The 15658-nt window shown below is 44.3% G+C and carries 12 protein-coding genes; 8 read left to right on the top strand and 4 right to left on the bottom strand.

What is annotated here, in order from left to right; translation table 11 throughout:
- Positions 1-11 precede the first annotated feature (11 nt).
- Entirely contained in the window at positions 12-359 is a 348-nt protein-coding gene (locus tag IDJ77_RS01530) for a hypothetical protein (RefSeq protein WP_191187160.1), read from the bottom strand.
- 542 nt (positions 360-901) lie between these two features.
- Positions 902-1960 carry a nucleoid-associated protein gene (locus tag IDJ77_RS01525; protein ID WP_191187159.1) on the bottom strand — a complete coding sequence of 353 codons (1059 nt, stop codon included), beginning with the start codon at positions 1958-1960 and terminating at the stop codon, positions 902-904.
- Between the two features lie 354 nt (positions 1961-2314).
- On the opposite strand from IDJ77_RS01525, the gene mnmE reads away from it, so the two are divergent.
- The 7 genes from mnmE (at position 2315) to IDJ77_RS01490 (ending at position 11690) form a co-directional block, all read left to right on the top strand.
- Complete coding sequence (gene mnmE, locus IDJ77_RS01520; RefSeq protein WP_191187158.1) at positions 2315-3673, top strand: tRNA uridine-5-carboxymethylaminomethyl(34) synthesis GTPase MnmE; 1359 nt, start codon at positions 2315-2317, stop codon at positions 3671-3673.
- 278 nt (positions 3674-3951) lie between these two features.
- Complete coding sequence (locus tag IDJ77_RS01515) at positions 3952-4560, top strand: TetR/AcrR family transcriptional regulator (RefSeq protein ID WP_191187157.1); 609 nt, start codon at positions 3952-3954, stop codon at positions 4558-4560.
- Positions 4561-4615: 55 nt separating this feature from the next.
- Positions 4616-5977 (top strand): TolC family protein, encoded by a 1362-nt coding sequence (locus tag IDJ77_RS01510; protein ID WP_191187156.1) that lies wholly within the window; start codon positions 4616-4618, stop codon positions 5975-5977.
- Positions 5978-6035: 58 nt separating this feature from the next.
- Entirely contained in the window at positions 6036-7088 is a 1053-nt protein-coding gene (locus IDJ77_RS01505; protein ID WP_191187155.1) for an efflux RND transporter periplasmic adaptor subunit, read from the top strand.
- A 4-nt stretch (positions 7089-7092) separates the two neighbouring features.
- On the top strand, positions 7093-10137 hold the full coding sequence (locus IDJ77_RS01500; protein ID WP_191187154.1) for an efflux RND transporter permease subunit: 3045 nt from the start codon (positions 7093-7095) through the stop codon (positions 10135-10137).
- Between the two features lie 142 nt (positions 10138-10279).
- Positions 10280-11053 carry an SDR family NAD(P)-dependent oxidoreductase gene (locus tag IDJ77_RS01495; protein ID WP_191187153.1) on the top strand — a complete coding sequence of 258 codons (774 nt, stop codon included), beginning with the start codon at positions 10280-10282 and terminating at the stop codon, positions 11051-11053.
- 49 nt (positions 11054-11102) lie between these two features.
- Complete coding sequence (locus IDJ77_RS01490; RefSeq protein ID WP_191187152.1) at positions 11103-11690, top strand: SRPBCC family protein; 588 nt, start codon at positions 11103-11105, stop codon at positions 11688-11690.
- A gap of 235 nt (positions 11691-11925) precedes the next feature.
- Here the strand turns inward: IDJ77_RS01490 and IDJ77_RS01485 are convergent, their stop codons facing one another.
- Positions 11926-12315, bottom strand: a complete 390-nt coding sequence (locus tag IDJ77_RS01485; RefSeq protein ID WP_191187151.1) for a hypothetical protein — start codon at positions 12313-12315, stop codon at positions 11926-11928.
- 82 nt (positions 12316-12397) lie between these two features.
- Between IDJ77_RS01485 and IDJ77_RS01480 the strand changes: the two genes are divergently transcribed.
- Positions 12398-13771, top strand: coding sequence for an aspartate kinase (locus tag IDJ77_RS01480; RefSeq protein ID WP_191187150.1), 1374 nt, complete (start codon positions 12398-12400; stop codon positions 13769-13771).
- Positions 13772-13775: 4 nt separating this feature from the next.
- Here the strand turns inward: IDJ77_RS01480 and IDJ77_RS01475 are convergent, their stop codons facing one another.
- The gene (locus IDJ77_RS01475) at positions 13776-15590 is read right to left on the bottom strand and encodes a DNA topoisomerase 3 (RefSeq protein WP_191187149.1); all 1815 of its coding nucleotides are present in this window, start codon (positions 15588-15590) and stop codon (positions 13776-13778) included.
- Positions 15591-15658 lie beyond the last annotated feature (68 nt).

The raw sequence follows: 15658 nt of genomic DNA, 5'->3' as shown, positions 1-15658 counted from the left end.
CTGGCTTTTGTTCAGCAGATCGGATGTAAATAAAGATCGGGCGGGGGCGAGGCGACCCTTAAGAAATGAGTTGCCAGGTAATTATTTTGGTAGCCCGTGATATGGATAATTTGCGTGTGCCAAAGTAAATGAACCGCCATAGCCCTGTTCATATCGGCAAATTCTTTTTCCTTTTCAAAAGAAGGACTTGTTTCTGCTTTTTTCTCCCCGTCGTTTTCGGTAACAGATGTATTTTCTTTATCAACTTGTTTAAGGCTGATAAATACCGGCGCAGCCGTTTTAAGCCCTATAAGCATAATTAATAGCATGCCGGTGGCTATGCGAAGGTAAATATGTTTGTTGTATAAAGCAGCTATCACGTAAAGTTTAACAATTGGTAGATTGTTATGAGTAGTTACGCAAATGCGGTACGAGGGGATTTAAAAAGAGTATTCGATTTGGGAGTGGAAGGGTTCGGCTGTCGGTCAGGTTTATAACGAACTTTGATCTAAACTATCAGCCATTGTCGCTGTATAAGGATCTCAGGATGCTGAATGCGGAAGAGTTGAATGAAGAAGTAATTGGTTTTATGAAGCTGGCGTACGCCGGGGAAAAATAGTAACGATAATTATGGATTGCCCGTGAATTCTACTTCCATCCATTTATCATTTGTTATACGCTTCCGCTTATCGAAGTAGTTCGGTTCCTTCTTTAGTATATAATACATCAGTATAGACCATGCGAACGGAATTGTCACTGCAAGAAAAATATTCAGGCGTTTTTGCTTCTTAGTAAGCACAATCGACCTGCTTATTTTACGAGCTATATACCCGGCCAACACCAAATGGGCAATAATGGGCAACAATGCTAACAGGTTGTAAATCATAATCTTTCACAAAGATACTAATCGGTGCAATCCTAACTATGCTTCCTCCTTAAAATAAACCTTATAATAGTTCATCGCTTTATCATCATCAAAGCCCTTCTCTATCAGTTTATTGTCGCCATGGATGTAGATGTGGAAATTCTTATCCAGCTTTAACACGCTTTTATAAATTCGTGCCTGTTTTTTTACGGCGTTGCCCGAGATCTCGAAGCTATCGCCAATGGGGGTATCAAATTCTTCCTCGTATTGGTTCTTAAAGTTTTTAAAAGAAGTAATAGCCTCCGGGTTACTGATCACCTCTTCCGCGAACTCATCCAGGTCGAAGGTTTCCTTTTCCTTAAAGTACTTCATGGAGCGGTTCAGCAGGTCTATCTTATCGGCTTTGCTCATTTCAAACTCGTCGTCGAGCTTTTGGGTCACGAAGTTTTTGTAGATGCCCAGCGTATTGCTGGTTTGGTTGTAGCTATCGTTACGGATCTTCAGCTGCAGAAATTCATCTTTCCAATACACCGCTGCTTCCTGGCCGCCGGTTGTTTTATCAATAACCACCACCTTGTAGCCGTTCTCTTTTTCGATGTTAAAAATAAGCACACCTTTATCCAGCTTATTAATATTGATGGCATCCTGCTCGTAATCCACCGCGAAACCGCCCTTATCGGGGTAAACCTTCAGGTACGTTTCCTTATTTTCCGATTTAAAGATGCCAATGGCATCCAGCGGATTACCTTCTATCTGCACCTCATTAAAATATACCACATACAATTCACCGCCTTTGATGTTGGGATGCGTGCTTACTTTGTAAAGGTGCTTGGCTATCTGTTCAGATGCTTCGTGAAACTTTTCTTTATCCTCAAAAGCCATGGTGGCAAAGTGGTGCAGTTCGTTCAGGGCCAGGTCGCCGCTGCTGTGCATCAGGTGGTAAACCTCGTTGGCTTTTTCAAAAGGTTTTAAAAAATATTGCATCAGCAGGTTGGGGATGATATCATCCTTCAACTCCAGGGGCACGTCAGATAAGGAATACATTTCGTTTTGCGACTGGTTACCCACATGGTGTACCGAAATTGTATCAAGTGAAGCTTCGAAAAAAGTTACCATAATTAGGGCGAAGGTAAATATTTGTCATGGAGTCATTGGGTCATTAAGTCATTATTTTTGAGTGCGGTTTACGAAATATGACTTATTCGTAAGTGTTTCATTGCATAATTTATTATTTATGCGGTTTTGTGTAAGTTATTGATAATGAATACTATGAATGGGGTATTTAAAGAACAGGATGTCCCAAGGTGTTTCACTGATTTTGTTTAAAGCGCTGATAATCAATAATAATCAAAAACAAGGCGTCCCACTCGCAAAGTGGGACACTTTAATATCCGGGTGCTTGCCCCGTTCATGCTAAATAGCGACTTTTGCTGTAGGTGGTTGGCAATGACCCAATGACCCAATGACCCAATGACCAACGAAACAGAAACTATCGTAGCGCTTGCCACCCCTAACGGAATAGGGGCAATAGGGGTTATCCGCCTCTCGGGGCCGGATGCTATTATTATTGCCCAAAAAGTTTGGAAAGGAAAGGATCTCCGCAAACAGGCATCGCATACGCTGCATTTCGGCCGCATTATGGATGGCGATATGGTGCTGGACGAGGTGGTGGCCTCGTTGTTTGTAGCACCGCGATCATATACACGCGAAAATGTGGTAGAGATCTCCTGCCACGGCAGTAATTATATCATCGAGTCGATTATTAAGCTGTTCATCAAAAACGGTGCCCGCTCTGCCAAAGCAGGCGAGTTCACACTACGCGCGTTCCTGAACGGGCAACTTGATCTGTCGCAGGCCGAAGCCGTTGCCGATCTCATCGCCTCTAATTCCAAAGCATCACAGCAAATAGCCCTGCAACAACTGCGCGGCGGTTTTAGCAGCCAGCTCCAATCCCTGCGCGATCAATTGGTAACTTTTGCCTCGCTGATAGAACTGGAACTTGATTTTGCCGAGGAAGATGTAGAATTTGCCAACCGCGATCAGCTGAAAAAACTAATCCACGAGATCACCAAAGTGATAGGTAGTTTGATACAATCTTTCGAGTTGGGCAATGCCATCAAAAACGGTGTAAATACCGTAATTGCCGGCAGGCCGAACGCCGGTAAATCAACCCTGTTAAACGCTTTGCTGAACGAGGAACGTGCAATTGTGAGCCATATCCCCGGCACTACACGCGATACGATAGAGGAGGTATTGAATATCAAAGGCATCAACTTCCGCCTGATTGATACCGCCGGCATCCGCGAAGCTACGGATGCGATTGAGCAAATAGGCGTACAGCGCACCATGGAAAAAATAAGCCAAAGTGCCCTGTTGCTCTACGTTTTCGATGCAGAGCAGATAACAGCTGAGGAACTGAACAGTGATTTAGAAAGCCTGCAAAAACCCGGCGTTGCCATGCTTATTGTTGCTAATAAGGCCGACTTGTTAACCGGGGCGCAAATTGCCAACCTGCCAAAGGACGCCATTGTGATCTCGGCAAAGGAAAAGCAGCATATAGAGGAACTGAAGCAAAAGATATACGGCGCAGCGATAAAAGAGCAGCTCACCGGCCACGAAACCCTGGTAACCAATATCCGCCACCTGGAGGCTCTCCAAAAAACCGAAGAAGCCCTTATCCGCGTGCTGAGCGGTGTGGATTCTGTAACATCCGATTTCCTTTCAATGGATATCAAGCAAGCCCTGCATTACCTTGGCGAAATAACAGGTGCGGTAACTACTGACGATCTGCTGGAGAATATATTTAGTAAGTTTTGTATTGGCAAATAGCCAACATAAGTTATTTTCAATTAGTTGTAAAAAATATATAGAAAATAAAATCCCCAAAATATTTTGTGGCAAGCTGAGTAATAACGGTTTAACGCGGAGACTTCGCGGCTAATATTTTCTGGTTTTAATGTCAGATTTTAAAGCGACAGGGGAATACTTTTGTTTTATTGAACACTGTTCAGTAGATTTGTATGGGTTTAACATTAGATCAAGTTATCATGAAAAAAGTATTGGTCACATGGCCGGCAATCTTAATGTTTGTAAATTAGTAATTTAGAATGGGCATAGCAGAACGGAAATTGGAAGAGAAGCAGGAAATGCATAAACGCATCCTTGACGGTGCGCGCAAAGTATTCCTGGAGAAGGGCTATGAACAGGCCAGCATGCGGAGTATTGCACAGGAGATCCGTTATAGTCCGGGCTCGCTATACTTCTATTTTAAGGATAAAAGCGAAATTTTCCACGAATTGCATAAAGAAGGTTTTCGCCTGTTATTGAACCAGTTAAAAGTGCTGGACAATGTTGGGGACCCCTTCGAGCGGTTAAAAGCTTCCGGGCGTGTTTTTATTCAATTTGCCCAGGAGAACAAAGATTATTATAACCTGATGTTTATTGTTGACGAACCGGTTAAAGATTCGTTGTCCGAGGGATTTCAGATCGCAGAAGAAGCGATCAGTTATATGCAGGAAATGGTAAAGGAATGTCAGCAAAAAGGGAAGTTCAGGGATATGGATACGGAATACTTTACTTTTCTGATCATCTCGGTGGTTCATGGCATCTGCGCGCTTTTTTGCAAACACCGCAATTCAAGCTTTATCGGCAAGACCAATGAAGAACTGATGCAGAACGGATACGAGTCTTTTGTGGCCCTGCTCGAAAAAAGCTAAGCCTTTTTTTTATAAATATATTGAACACTGTTTAAATTTAAAACAATGATTAAAAATGAAATTTAAAAATCAAACACTTTATCAACTTTTGCTTTTATCGTCGGCCTTACTGGCTGCACCCTTTGCAAAAGCTCAGGGCAAACTGGATGAGTATATCCGGCAGGGCCTTGCCTCTAACGAAAGTATAATGCAACAAAACTTCGTACTCGAAAAAAACATCTACGCGCTGAAGGAAGCCAAAAGCATGTTTTTGCCCGAGGTTACCTTTTCCACCACCTACACGAAAGCTGATGGCGGGCGTACGATAGATTTCCCGACCGGCGATCTGTTTAACGGAGTCTACTCTACACTAAACCGGTTGACGGGCAGCAACGCCTTTCCGCAGTTGCAAAACCAAAAGATCCAACTCAACCCAGACAATTTCTACGATGCTAAATTCCGCACGACACTTCCCATCCTGAATGCGGAACTGATCTATAACAAGCGGATAAAAAAGCAACAGGTAGACCTGCAAAAAGCCGAGGTGTTGCTTTATAAGCGCGAACTGGTCAAAGAGATCAAAACGGCTTATTACAATTACCAGAAAGCCGTGTACGCCACCGGTATTTACGAATCTTCACTTCGTTTGGTTTATGAAGGTCAAAGGATCAATACCAAACTGTATGAAAACAGCAAGGTAAACCGGACGGTGGTGCTCAGAAGCCAAAACGAAGTGTCGCGGATCAACGCATCGCTTATCAGTGCCCAAAAAACAGCGGAATCAGCACGTTATTATTTTAACTTCCTGCTTAACCGACCGCTTACAGACAGCGTACTTTTAGATGATATTAAAACACTGCCTGCAAGGGAACAATTGCTGGGAAACAGCGTTACCGGCAGAGAAGAGTTATCAAAATTGCGGATAGCTAAAGATATTAACGGCAACCTCACCGGGCTGGCCAGATCCTATATCGTCCCCAAGTTAGGAACCTTTATCGACCTGGGTTCGCAGGCTTTCGACTGGAAGTTCAACAATAACAGCCGTTACTACTTGTTTGGCGTCTCTCTCCAATGGAACCTCTTTTCTTCCGGCAAAAACAATTATCGGGTGAAGCAGGCGATCGCCGATCAGAATGCCCTGGCCTCACAAACCGATTACGTACAGCAGCAACTGCTTACCGAACTTAAAGTTCGGCAGGCCAGTATGCAAAGTGCCATTGCGCAGTACGAGGCTGCACAATCCCAATTAAAAACCAGCCAGGCCTATTACGGGGATATGCTAAAGCTATACAAACAGGGAATGGCCATTTACATAGAACTGTTGGATGCCCAGAACCAATGGATAGATGCGCAGCTTAAAACTAATATATCCCTTTACGACACCTGGATAGCAGACGCCGCCATCGAACGTGCCAATGCCAGTTTCACCATTCAATAAAAATAAGATCATGAAAAACCCCGAAGGGCTCTTGAATACCTTAAAAAAACAAACAATCATGAAAAACTTACAACTATTCAGCATTATCATAGCAGCGTTAACCATAATGGCTTCCTGCAAAGAAAAACACAAGGAAGGAAATCCAATTGGCGAACCGGATATTATTTCCGTTAAGGTTTCCAGGGTCTCTGTTTTAGGCGTGCCTGACAGCGTTACGGCCACCGGCCTCGTCAGCACGGAAGATGAAGCCAAATATGCCTTTAAGATTGGCGGCGTGATCAGCCGCATCATGGTACAGGAAGGCCAGTCCTTTAAGCAGGGACAATTGCTGGCAACCCTCAATTCCACCGAAATTTCGGCAGGGTTAGCCCAGTCCAGTTTGGGTGTAGAAAAGGCACAACGTGACTATGGCCGGGCACTGAATCTTTACAAAGACAGTGTTTACACTTTGGAACAATTGCAGAATACCAAAACAGCGCTGGATGTTGCCAAAAAAGCCATGGAAGCCACAGCCTTTAACGAGCGCTACTCTAAAATATATGCTGCTTCTGACGGTTTTGTAAGCAAGAAAATAGCGAATGAAGGAGAAGTAATTGCAGAAGGAACGCCGGTTCTGCTCATCAATTCAACCGAGCAACATAACAGTTATTCTCTTAAAGTGGGTGTGACCGACCGGGAATGGGCCATCATCAAGCCTGGACAAACCGCTAAAGTAACGCTCGACGGCTATGCCGGTCAAATTTTTGATGCCACCGTATTCCGTAAGTCTCAGGCGGCAGACCGCGAACTGGGCTCGTTCCAGATAGAACTGAAACTGCTATTAAACGGCGTGAAGCCTGCCGTGGGCATGTTTGGGAAAGCAGAAATAGCCACCCATCAGGATGAAAGCGTCATGGTCATTCCATATGCATCGCTGGTAGAGGCCGACGGCAACAAAGGATTTGTATTTACGACCGTAGGATTAAACAGAGTGAAGCGCGTACCGGTAAACATTTTGAAGTTTGATAACGAAAACGTGTACCTCAAAGATAAATTAGAGGGTATAGACCAGATCGTAGTTTCCAACAGCGCCTACCTCAACGAACAATCTTTTATTAAAATTATTAAGTAAGGCCATGAAGATCACCAATTTTGCAGTCAAGAACTATCAGTTCACGCTGATCATATTTCTTTTAGTGGCAGTTGTCGGCGTACTTACGCTGTTTACCATGCCCAGTTCGGAAGACCCGACCACGCATGCACCGCAATATATCATTACGGTTATTTACCCGGGCACCAGTCCGAAGGATATGGAAGAGCAGGTGGTAAAACCTATCGAAAACAAAATTTACGGCCTGGAAAATATTGAAAAGATCCTGACGACCGTAGAAGACGGCGTAGCGGTTATCCAGCCAAAGTTTAAATACGGTGTAGACAATAAATACCAGGAAATATCCACGGAGATCAATGCTTTAAAGAACAGCGAACTTCCCAAGGATATCTACCTGATCAAAACAGAAAAGGTTTCATCGTCGGATGTAAAGGTGTTGCAGGTTGCCCTGGTTTCTGACAATGCTTCCGGTAAAATGCTCAGGGACGAAGCAGACATCTTAAAAACGCAGTTAGAAAAAATCACCAACCTGAAAGAGGTGAAATACTTTGGTATGCCCGAGCAGGAGATTCGCATCGATATGCAGCTGGATAAGCTGGCGCAACTGAAGATACCGCTTAACGTGGTGATGGGTAGTTTGCAAAGCGAGGCTGCGGATATCCCCGGAGGTAGCATTAACCTGGATAGCAAGGTGTTTAATGTAAAAACCAGCGGCAAATTCAAAAACACCGATGATGTAGCCAATACGGTTATTTATAATGCCAATGGTAAGATCATCTATTTGAAAGATGTGGCCACGGTAAGTTATAAGGACGGCACGGTGAACCATATCACACGGATAAACGGTCACCGTTGCATCCTGGTTACAGCGGCAATGAAAGATAAGGTGAATATAGCCAGCGTTCAGAAAGAATATTTACCGGTATTGGAAGCGTTTGGCAAAACCCTGCCGGAGAATATCCGCATGGTCCAGAACTTCGACCAGGCCAATATGGTATCCGAACGTTTAGGCCATCTTGGCTTTGACTTTGGGCTGGCTATCGTGCTGGTGGTAGTAACCCTTCTTCCTTTAGGCTTCAGGGCATCGCTCATCGTGATGATCTCCATCCCGCTTTCCTTAGCCCTGGGACTCATTGCCTTAAACATGTTAGGCTATTCTTTAAACCAGCTGAGTATTGTTGGCCTGGTGGTGGCGTTAGGATTACTGGTGGACGACAGTATTGTGGTGGTGGAGAATATTGAACGCTGGCTCAGGGAAGGGCATTCGCGAATGGATGCCATATTCAAAGGAACGCAACAGATCGGTGCGGCGGTTGTTGGTTGTACCGCAACGCTGGTTATCGCGTTTTTGCCGCTGGCATTCTTACCCGATATTGCCGGTGAATTTATCCGTAGCCTGCCGATGGCTGTGATGACCAGTGTGCTGGCATCCATGATCGTAGCTTTAACGCTTGTACCTTTCCTGGGTAGCCGGATGTTAAAAACGCATACGCATGGTGAGGGTAATTTCTTCTTAAAGCACCTGCAAAGATTTTTGACCAAATCTTACAGCCGCGTCATGCCGCTTGCCTTAAAATGGCCTAAAGCCACTATCGGGATATCATTAGCCTTAAGCGGGCTTGCCTTTTTCCTATTTACATTAACCGGATTTAAGCTTTTCCCAACTTCCGAAAAGCCGATGTTCCTGATCAATATTAAAATGCCATTACAGGCAGATATCCCCGAAAGTGACCGGGCGACCAGGTTGGTAGAAGGAGAATTGAAAAAGCATAAAGAGATTGTCTATTACACCTCTAACGTAGGTAAGGGTAACCCACAAATATATTACAATGTACACCAGCAGGATGTAAAGCCCGACTTTGCCCAGGTATTCGTTCAATTGAGCGAAGAGGCAAGTCCCGGTGAAAAGACGGAACTGATTAAACGACTGCGAAAGAAGTTCAGCGATTTCCCTTATGCCAGGATCGAGATCAAAGATTTTGAACAGGGAACACCTATAGAAGCGAATATTGTAGTAAGAGTATTTGGTGAAAACCAGGATACCTTACGGTCCCTTTCATTTAAAGTGGAAGATATCCTGAGGAAACATCCGGGCACTTTCTTCGTCAACAACGAACTCAATACCTATAAGTCGGATGTTAAAATCAAGATCGATAAAGAAAAGGCCCGTACTTTAGGTGTCCTGACCAGTGACGTGGACAAAGTGGTACGCCTGGCAGTCGCCGGGTTAACCGTAGGGGACTACATTGATGACCGGGGCGATTCACGCAACGTAGTGATCACCATGCCCAGGGACAAGTTTTCCAATTTAAATGCACTCAAAAAACTTTATGTCAATAATGTACAGGGCACCCCGGTACTGGTAGACCAGATCGCTACGATCTCCTTTGAAACCTCGCCTACGGCGATCAACCATTTTAATAAATCCCGGTTTGCCAAGGTTACGTCGCTTACGAAAGAGCATGTACTGGCCAATGATATTTTGAAAGACGTTGTTCCGCAGTTAAATAAATTAAAGATGCCGCAGGGCTATTATTACAAGCTTTCCGGCGAGGCCGAGTCAGAAGGCGATACACTTGGCGGCAACTTCCTTTCCGTAATTATATTGAGCGCCTTTCTTTTTATCGCGGTCTTGCTATTGCAGTTTAAAACGTTCAAAGGGATCATTATTGTGCTATCGATCATACCCCTGGGGGTACTTGGTGGCGTGGTATTTCTGCTTTTAACCGGCAACCCCATGTCGCTGGTATCCATCATCGGTTTCATCGGCTTATCAGGCATACAGGTTAAAAATTCGCTGCTGCTGGTAGATTTTACCAACCAGTTACGTGCGGAAGGGCATAGCATAGATGAGGCGATCCATATGGCCGGCGAAACCCGCTTTCTGCCGGTTGTGCTTACCTCCATAACGGCAATCTGCGGACTGCTACCCATTGCCCTGAATCCTAACCCGCTTATTGCGCCCTTAGCTATCGTACTGATAGGTGGCTTAATCAGTTCCACTATACTATCGAGGATAGTAACGCCGGTAATGTATAAACTGATACCCCCAAGCATCGAAAATGACTGATATCATTGAATTAGAACTCATAAATGGAAATGAAATAACTGTTTTTTAGAAACTGTAAAAAACACGCTTTAAGAACTTTAAAAATCTCATTAAGTAACACATTTTAAAAAATCAAAAATCACTAACATAAATTTTAATCTACATGAAAGAATACATATTGCTCACCGGCGCATCATCCGGTATTGGCTATGAAATGGCCAATCAATTAGCAGCCAAAGGTTTAAACCTGATATTGGTTGCCCGTACCGAAACAAAATTGCAGCAAATGCAGGCAGAACTGATAAACAAGTATGGCATTTTGGTTCAGTATTTTGTTGCAGATCTCTCTGATGTAAATGCGGCTAAAGACCTTTACAAAAAGGTGCAACAGGAAAATTTATTGGTAACACACCTGGTCAATAATGCAGGTGTAGGCAACTATGGCAATTTTACCGAAACGTCATTGGAAGAAGAACTAAGCATGATTCAATTAAATATTTCCAGTTTGGTAGTACTTACCAAACTCTTTGCAAAAGATATGGTCAGCCGCAAGTCTGGCAGAATTATGAACGTGGCATCGGTGGTTGCATTTTTACCAATGCCGTATTTTTCTGTTTACTCTGCCACCAAGGCTTTTGTAAAGGCATTTAGTGAAACACTTGATGCCGAATTAGACGGCACTGGTGTTACCATTACTTCTCTTTACCCCGGCACCGTAGATACTGGCTTTACGACAAATGAGATGCAATCTACAAATCTTCACAAAACCAAACCAATGCATCCCAAAGAAGTGGCAGTACAGGGTGTAAAGCATCTATTGGAAGGGAATGGAAAAAAAGTAGTTGGTTTTCAAAACTGGTTTAACTCTAAACTCCCAGGTTTTGTGCCTGATAGTATTATGATGAAGATTAAAAAGAAATTAGCCAGTCAACAATAAGAACTAAGTTATAAATGAAATATTCCACACAATCAAAACAACAAATACAATGAAAACAAAAAAATTATTTATAATCGTTAGCTTAACGAGTCTGTCATTGCTACTTTCCTCATGTTATTCACACAAAAAAGTAGTTCAGTCAAGTTTACCTTATTCCGATAAAATCAAATGGCCGGAAGGGTTTAAACCATCTGAGTCTGATTTTTTCATACACAACGAAATAGACATTAAAGCTTCGCCTCAAGTGGTTTGGGATATTTTCATCAATGCTGCCAAATGGCCGGAATTGAACAAAAAAGCTGAAGGTATTAAGCTGCTAAATTCACCTGATGGTAAGCTTAATTCATCCAGTGTTTTTATCTGGTCTCCGGCAGGTAAATTCACGTCAACTATAAAGGAATTCAAACCTCCTTATAACGTAGCCTGGCTGGGGGAAACCGATAATAAAAAAATTACCATTTATAATGCATGGATGATTATCCCAACCGCAGAAGGCTGCAAGGTTATTTCAGACGAATCCCAAAATGGGCCTAAAACAAAAATGGAGAAAATTTTTGCGCCTAATATGGTTCGTAAAGATCTTAAGAATTGGTTAATCAGGCTGAAAGAACTGTCAGAAAAACAATCAAACAATTAAAACAAAGGAACTATCTCCCCTTGGGGTCATAGGCTAAATACGGCTTAAAGCTAAGGTCAACGGTGTATAACATGTTACTACAAACCGAAATCAATCCTCATTGCCGATTAAGTAAGGTATCATATAAGCGTTAGCGGTTAACAACTAAAGCAACTCAAATGGAAGATAAAAAAGAACGTCTGATTAAAGGCTGTAGCGCTAAATCCAACAGATGTTGACAAGGCGGCCAGCGAAATTAATCAATAAGCGGCTTGTTTCCTCTCAGCCTTTTACCGTCATCAACTATCCGCTCTATCAACTGGCTTTGCAATGGGCTGTCATCAGCGGCGTTAACAGTTATCGCTCCGTAATTATTTAATACGTCAGCAGCTTCCTGCGCTTCTCTTGTCGATAGAGCATGAACCGTAACGATGGAGCCGTTTCGCCCGAGTGAGGCAAAATGCGCCGCTTGCTTTTCATCATCCAGCAGATGGCTGAAAAAGTCGCTTACCCGGCCATAATCATCCGAATGATTGCCATGGGTGTGGATATCTATGTTTTCGTTGGTGAATTCATTCGCCAACAGGTACGAGCCTGCTTCTTCGGCCAGGCGTTCTTCGTTGAAAATACCTACTACTGTGATCATACTTAGTGAATAAAAAGAGCGGAAAATTGTTTTAAATAATAGAGGTAAAAAGCTTTTCTAAAAATTTAATAGTTTCGCATGTATGTTAACCGTTGAAAAAATAGGCGGCACCTCCATGAGTGCCTTGAAAGAAGTAATTGATAATATTATTTTTCATGAGCGCACCGGCGATGCGCTTTACAACCGCGTTTTTGTGGTATCTGCATTTTCGGGTGTTACCAACCTGCTGCTCGAAAATAAAAAGACCAAAGCACCGGGTGTGTATGGCAGGGTGGCCGCGCGGGCAGATTTCCAAACACCGTTGGCGGATATTGTTGAAAGATTTAAGGAAATAAACGCGGAGTATGCCGGCTTGGGGCTGGATGTTACAAAGGCTGATGACTTTATTACAGGCCACGTTGCAAAGGCCCGTACTTATTTAGAAAGCGCCGCCATTATGCTTGCTTCCGGCTACGTGAATGAGGGCGTACTGCAGGCTGCAAGGGAAATTCTCGCCTCCATTGGCGAAACGCATTCGGCCTATGTATTAACCAACATTCTTCTGGGCAAAGGTATAAATGCCCGGCTGGTAGACCTGAGCGGCTTTGATGATGAGCGAGCCCTTAAGATTGATGAACGTATTAAGGATGCTTTCTCGGGCATCAATCTTAAAACTTGTTTATGTATTGTTACCGGCTACACAAAGGGTACAGAAGGCATTATGCGCGAGTTTGACAGGGGATACTCTGAAGTAACTTTCAGCAAGATAGCCGAGATCCTGAAACCACAGGAAGCTATTATTCATAAAGAATACCATCTATCTACTGCCGACCCGGCATTGGTTGGTATCGAAAACGTTAAACCTGTTGGCAACACTAATTATGATATAGCGGATCAGTTAGCGGATGTTGGTATGGAGGCCATCCACCCAAAAGCATCAAAACCGCTGGAGATAAATGGGATACACCTGAGGATCAAAAATACCTTCGAACCATCTCATCCCGGTACACTTATCACCCGCGATTATATATCTGCACTAAAGCGCGTGGAGGTGATCACCGGTACCGCGCAACAGTTACTTATTGATATCTACGACCCATTGATGGTGGGCAACGTAGGCAGCGATCTGCAGATCATGCAGGTGTTTTTTAAGCACAGTGTTAGTTATACCTTTAAAGTAACCAGCGCCAACAGCATTTCTATAGTGATATGGGAGCAGGACCTTGTAACCGGGTTGATAGACGATCTGCAAAGTTTATTCGAAAAAGTAAGTGTAGAGGAGGTAGCCATGGTTTGCCTGCTTGGTACCAATATGGATCAGCCTGGCCTTTTGGCCAAAAGCACAGCCGCGCTGGCTAAAAACGATATCAATATTATTAGTACAGGTATGGCTATGCGCAAAGTAAATATCCAGTTCCTGGTAGCGCGGGATCAGTTTAAACTTGCCATCATCGCTTTAAACCAGGCTTTGGGGTAGCGGTTTACCTGCCGGTTTCAGTTAATACCATGCCTTTTCCGGCAAGCAACAGTTCCTGTGTGATGGCCCGCGTATAGGTTTTTATCTCCTCCTGGAATTCGCTTACCGAAGCACCGCCACGGATCTCTTCCAACCGCTTCTCCCAGGCGCCGGTTAGCTCCGCCTGCGCTATGCGATGGGTTTTTACCACCTCGTAAACCGAAAGACCGGTTGATGTAGGCACCAGGTTCTTCTTTTCGCGGGCGATGTAATTGCGTTTGAGCAGGGTTTCTATCATTGCCGCGCGCGTGGCTGGTGTGCCCAGCCCGCTATCTTTCATGGCTTGCCGCAGTTCCTCATCGTCAATCTCTTTGCCGGCTGTTTCCAGTGCTTTCAGCAAACTTGCCTCGTTATACAATGGCTTGGGTTTGGTTTGTTTTTCGAGGAGTGCTTTATCGGTGATGGGGAGTACCTCTCCCTGTGTCACCTTTGGCAGCGTAGCATTCTCTTCATCTTTCTTTTCTTCGTCTCTGTCATTAAATACCGCGCGCCATCCGGGTGTTTGGATTACCGTACCGCTTGCGATGAATTTGGAGCCCGATAGCACTGTGATCTTCGTGATCTCTTTGATGCAATCCACATGAAAAGCTTCCAGCATCCGGCCCGCAACCATATCATATATAGCCTGCTGGTCGGCAGATAGGTTTCGGGGTGTTTCACCTGTGGGCAGTATCGCGTGGTGATCGGTTACCTTCTTGGCATTCACGCTACGCTTGTTTAACTTCATTTCGCCTAACAAGGCAGCCTGTTTACCAAACTCCGTATGATCGTTAAATTTGGCAATGAGCGCGGGTACTTCTGCAAATACGTCGTCGCCTATGTAACGGCTGCCCGTACGCGGGTAGGTTACCAACTTACTTTCATATAAGTTTTGCAGCAGGCTCAGGGTTTGGTCGGCCGTAAAGCCTTTGCGTTTGTTGGCTTCCTGTTGCAGGCTGCTCAGGTCATGTAAAAGGGGCGGCGGTTCTTTCCTTGGTTGGGCTTCCACGCTTTCTATCAGTCCCGTAGCTTCTACTAAATTCAGCACCGCTTGTGCTTCTTCTCTGGTCTTAAAATTCTTTTCTGAGATAGCTTTAAATACCTGCCCATCCTTATCCGGTTGGATAGCTACCTGGTAATAGGTTTGCGGCACAAAATTCTTGTTCTCCAGGTAGCGCGCGCATATCATTGCCAGGGTAGGGGTTTGCACCCGCCCGAGTGATAATACAGCCCTGGAGCCGGATGATAAACTTAAAGCCTGCGTGGCATTCATACCCACCAGCCAGTCGGATTGCGAACGGCAATGTGCCGAATTAAAAAGTGTATCGTAATCTGAGCCCGGCTTCAGGTTGCGGAAACCGTCTTTTATCGCCGCATCCGTTTGCGACGAGATCCAGAGGCGTTTAAAGGGCTTCTTGCATTTAAGGTAGTAATAAATATAACGGAAGATCAGTTCGCCTTCCCGCCCCGCATCCGTTGCCACAATTATCTCCGTAGCTTCATCAAACAAGGCTTTGATAATATCCAGCTGTTTGCGCACGCCAGGGTCTTCTACAAGCCCGTCTTTGGTTTTGATCTTGCGGATTGCGAGTTTGAATTTCGACGGCAGCATGGGCAAATTTTGCACATTCCACCCGTAGTAGCCATATTCCTGCGGTGCGGCCAGTTGTAAAAGATGCCCGAAAGCCCAGGTAAATGTATAGCCTTTGCCTTCCATATAACCATCCTTTTTTGTAGTGGCCCCAAACACTTTAGCTATCTCTCTCCCGACGGACGGTTTCTCAGCAATGATGACTTTCATAAGCGGTGACGGCGAAAGTAGAAAAATACAGTGCCTGCTGCAACGTTTGTGGAGAAATGATGGTATAT

Origin of the sequence: Mucilaginibacter pankratovii, from assembly GCF_014773265.1 — a bacterium.
GTDB classification, from domain to species: domain Bacteria; phylum Bacteroidota; class Bacteroidia; order Sphingobacteriales; family Sphingobacteriaceae; genus Mucilaginibacter; species Mucilaginibacter pankratovii.
This window is presented reverse-complemented; position numbering and strand designations above follow the sequence as displayed.

Coding starts and splice junctions, on each gene's coding strand:
- IDJ77_RS01480 (WP_191187150.1), top strand. CDS start 12,398: ATGTTAACCGTTGAAAAAATAGGCGGCACCTCCATGAGTGCCTTGAAA.
- IDJ77_RS01515 (WP_191187157.1), top strand. CDS start 3,952: ATGGGCATAGCAGAACGGAAATTGGAAGAGAAGCAGGAAATGCATAAA.
- IDJ77_RS01525 (WP_191187159.1), bottom strand. CDS start 1,960: ATGGTAACTTTTTTCGAAGCTTCACTTGATACAATTTCGGTACACCAT.
- IDJ77_RS01510 (WP_191187156.1), top strand. CDS start 4,616: ATGAAATTTAAAAATCAAACACTTTATCAACTTTTGCTTTTATCGTCG.
- IDJ77_RS01495 (WP_191187153.1), top strand. CDS start 10,280: ATGAAAGAATACATATTGCTCACCGGCGCATCATCCGGTATTGGCTAT.
- IDJ77_RS01500 (WP_191187154.1), top strand. CDS start 7,093: ATGAAGATCACCAATTTTGCAGTCAAGAACTATCAGTTCACGCTGATC.
- IDJ77_RS01490 (WP_191187152.1), top strand. CDS start 11,103: ATGAAAACAAAAAAATTATTTATAATCGTTAGCTTAACGAGTCTGTCA.
- IDJ77_RS01485 (WP_191187151.1), bottom strand. CDS start 12,315: ATGATCACAGTAGTAGGTATTTTCAACGAAGAACGCCTGGCCGAAGAA.
- IDJ77_RS01475 (WP_191187149.1), bottom strand. CDS start 15,590: ATGAAAGTCATCATTGCTGAGAAACCGTCCGTCGGGAGAGAGATAGCT.
- IDJ77_RS01505 (WP_191187155.1), top strand. CDS start 6,036: ATGAAAAACTTACAACTATTCAGCATTATCATAGCAGCGTTAACCATA.
- mnmE (WP_191187158.1), top strand. CDS start 2,315: ATGACCAACGAAACAGAAACTATCGTAGCGCTTGCCACCCCTAACGGA.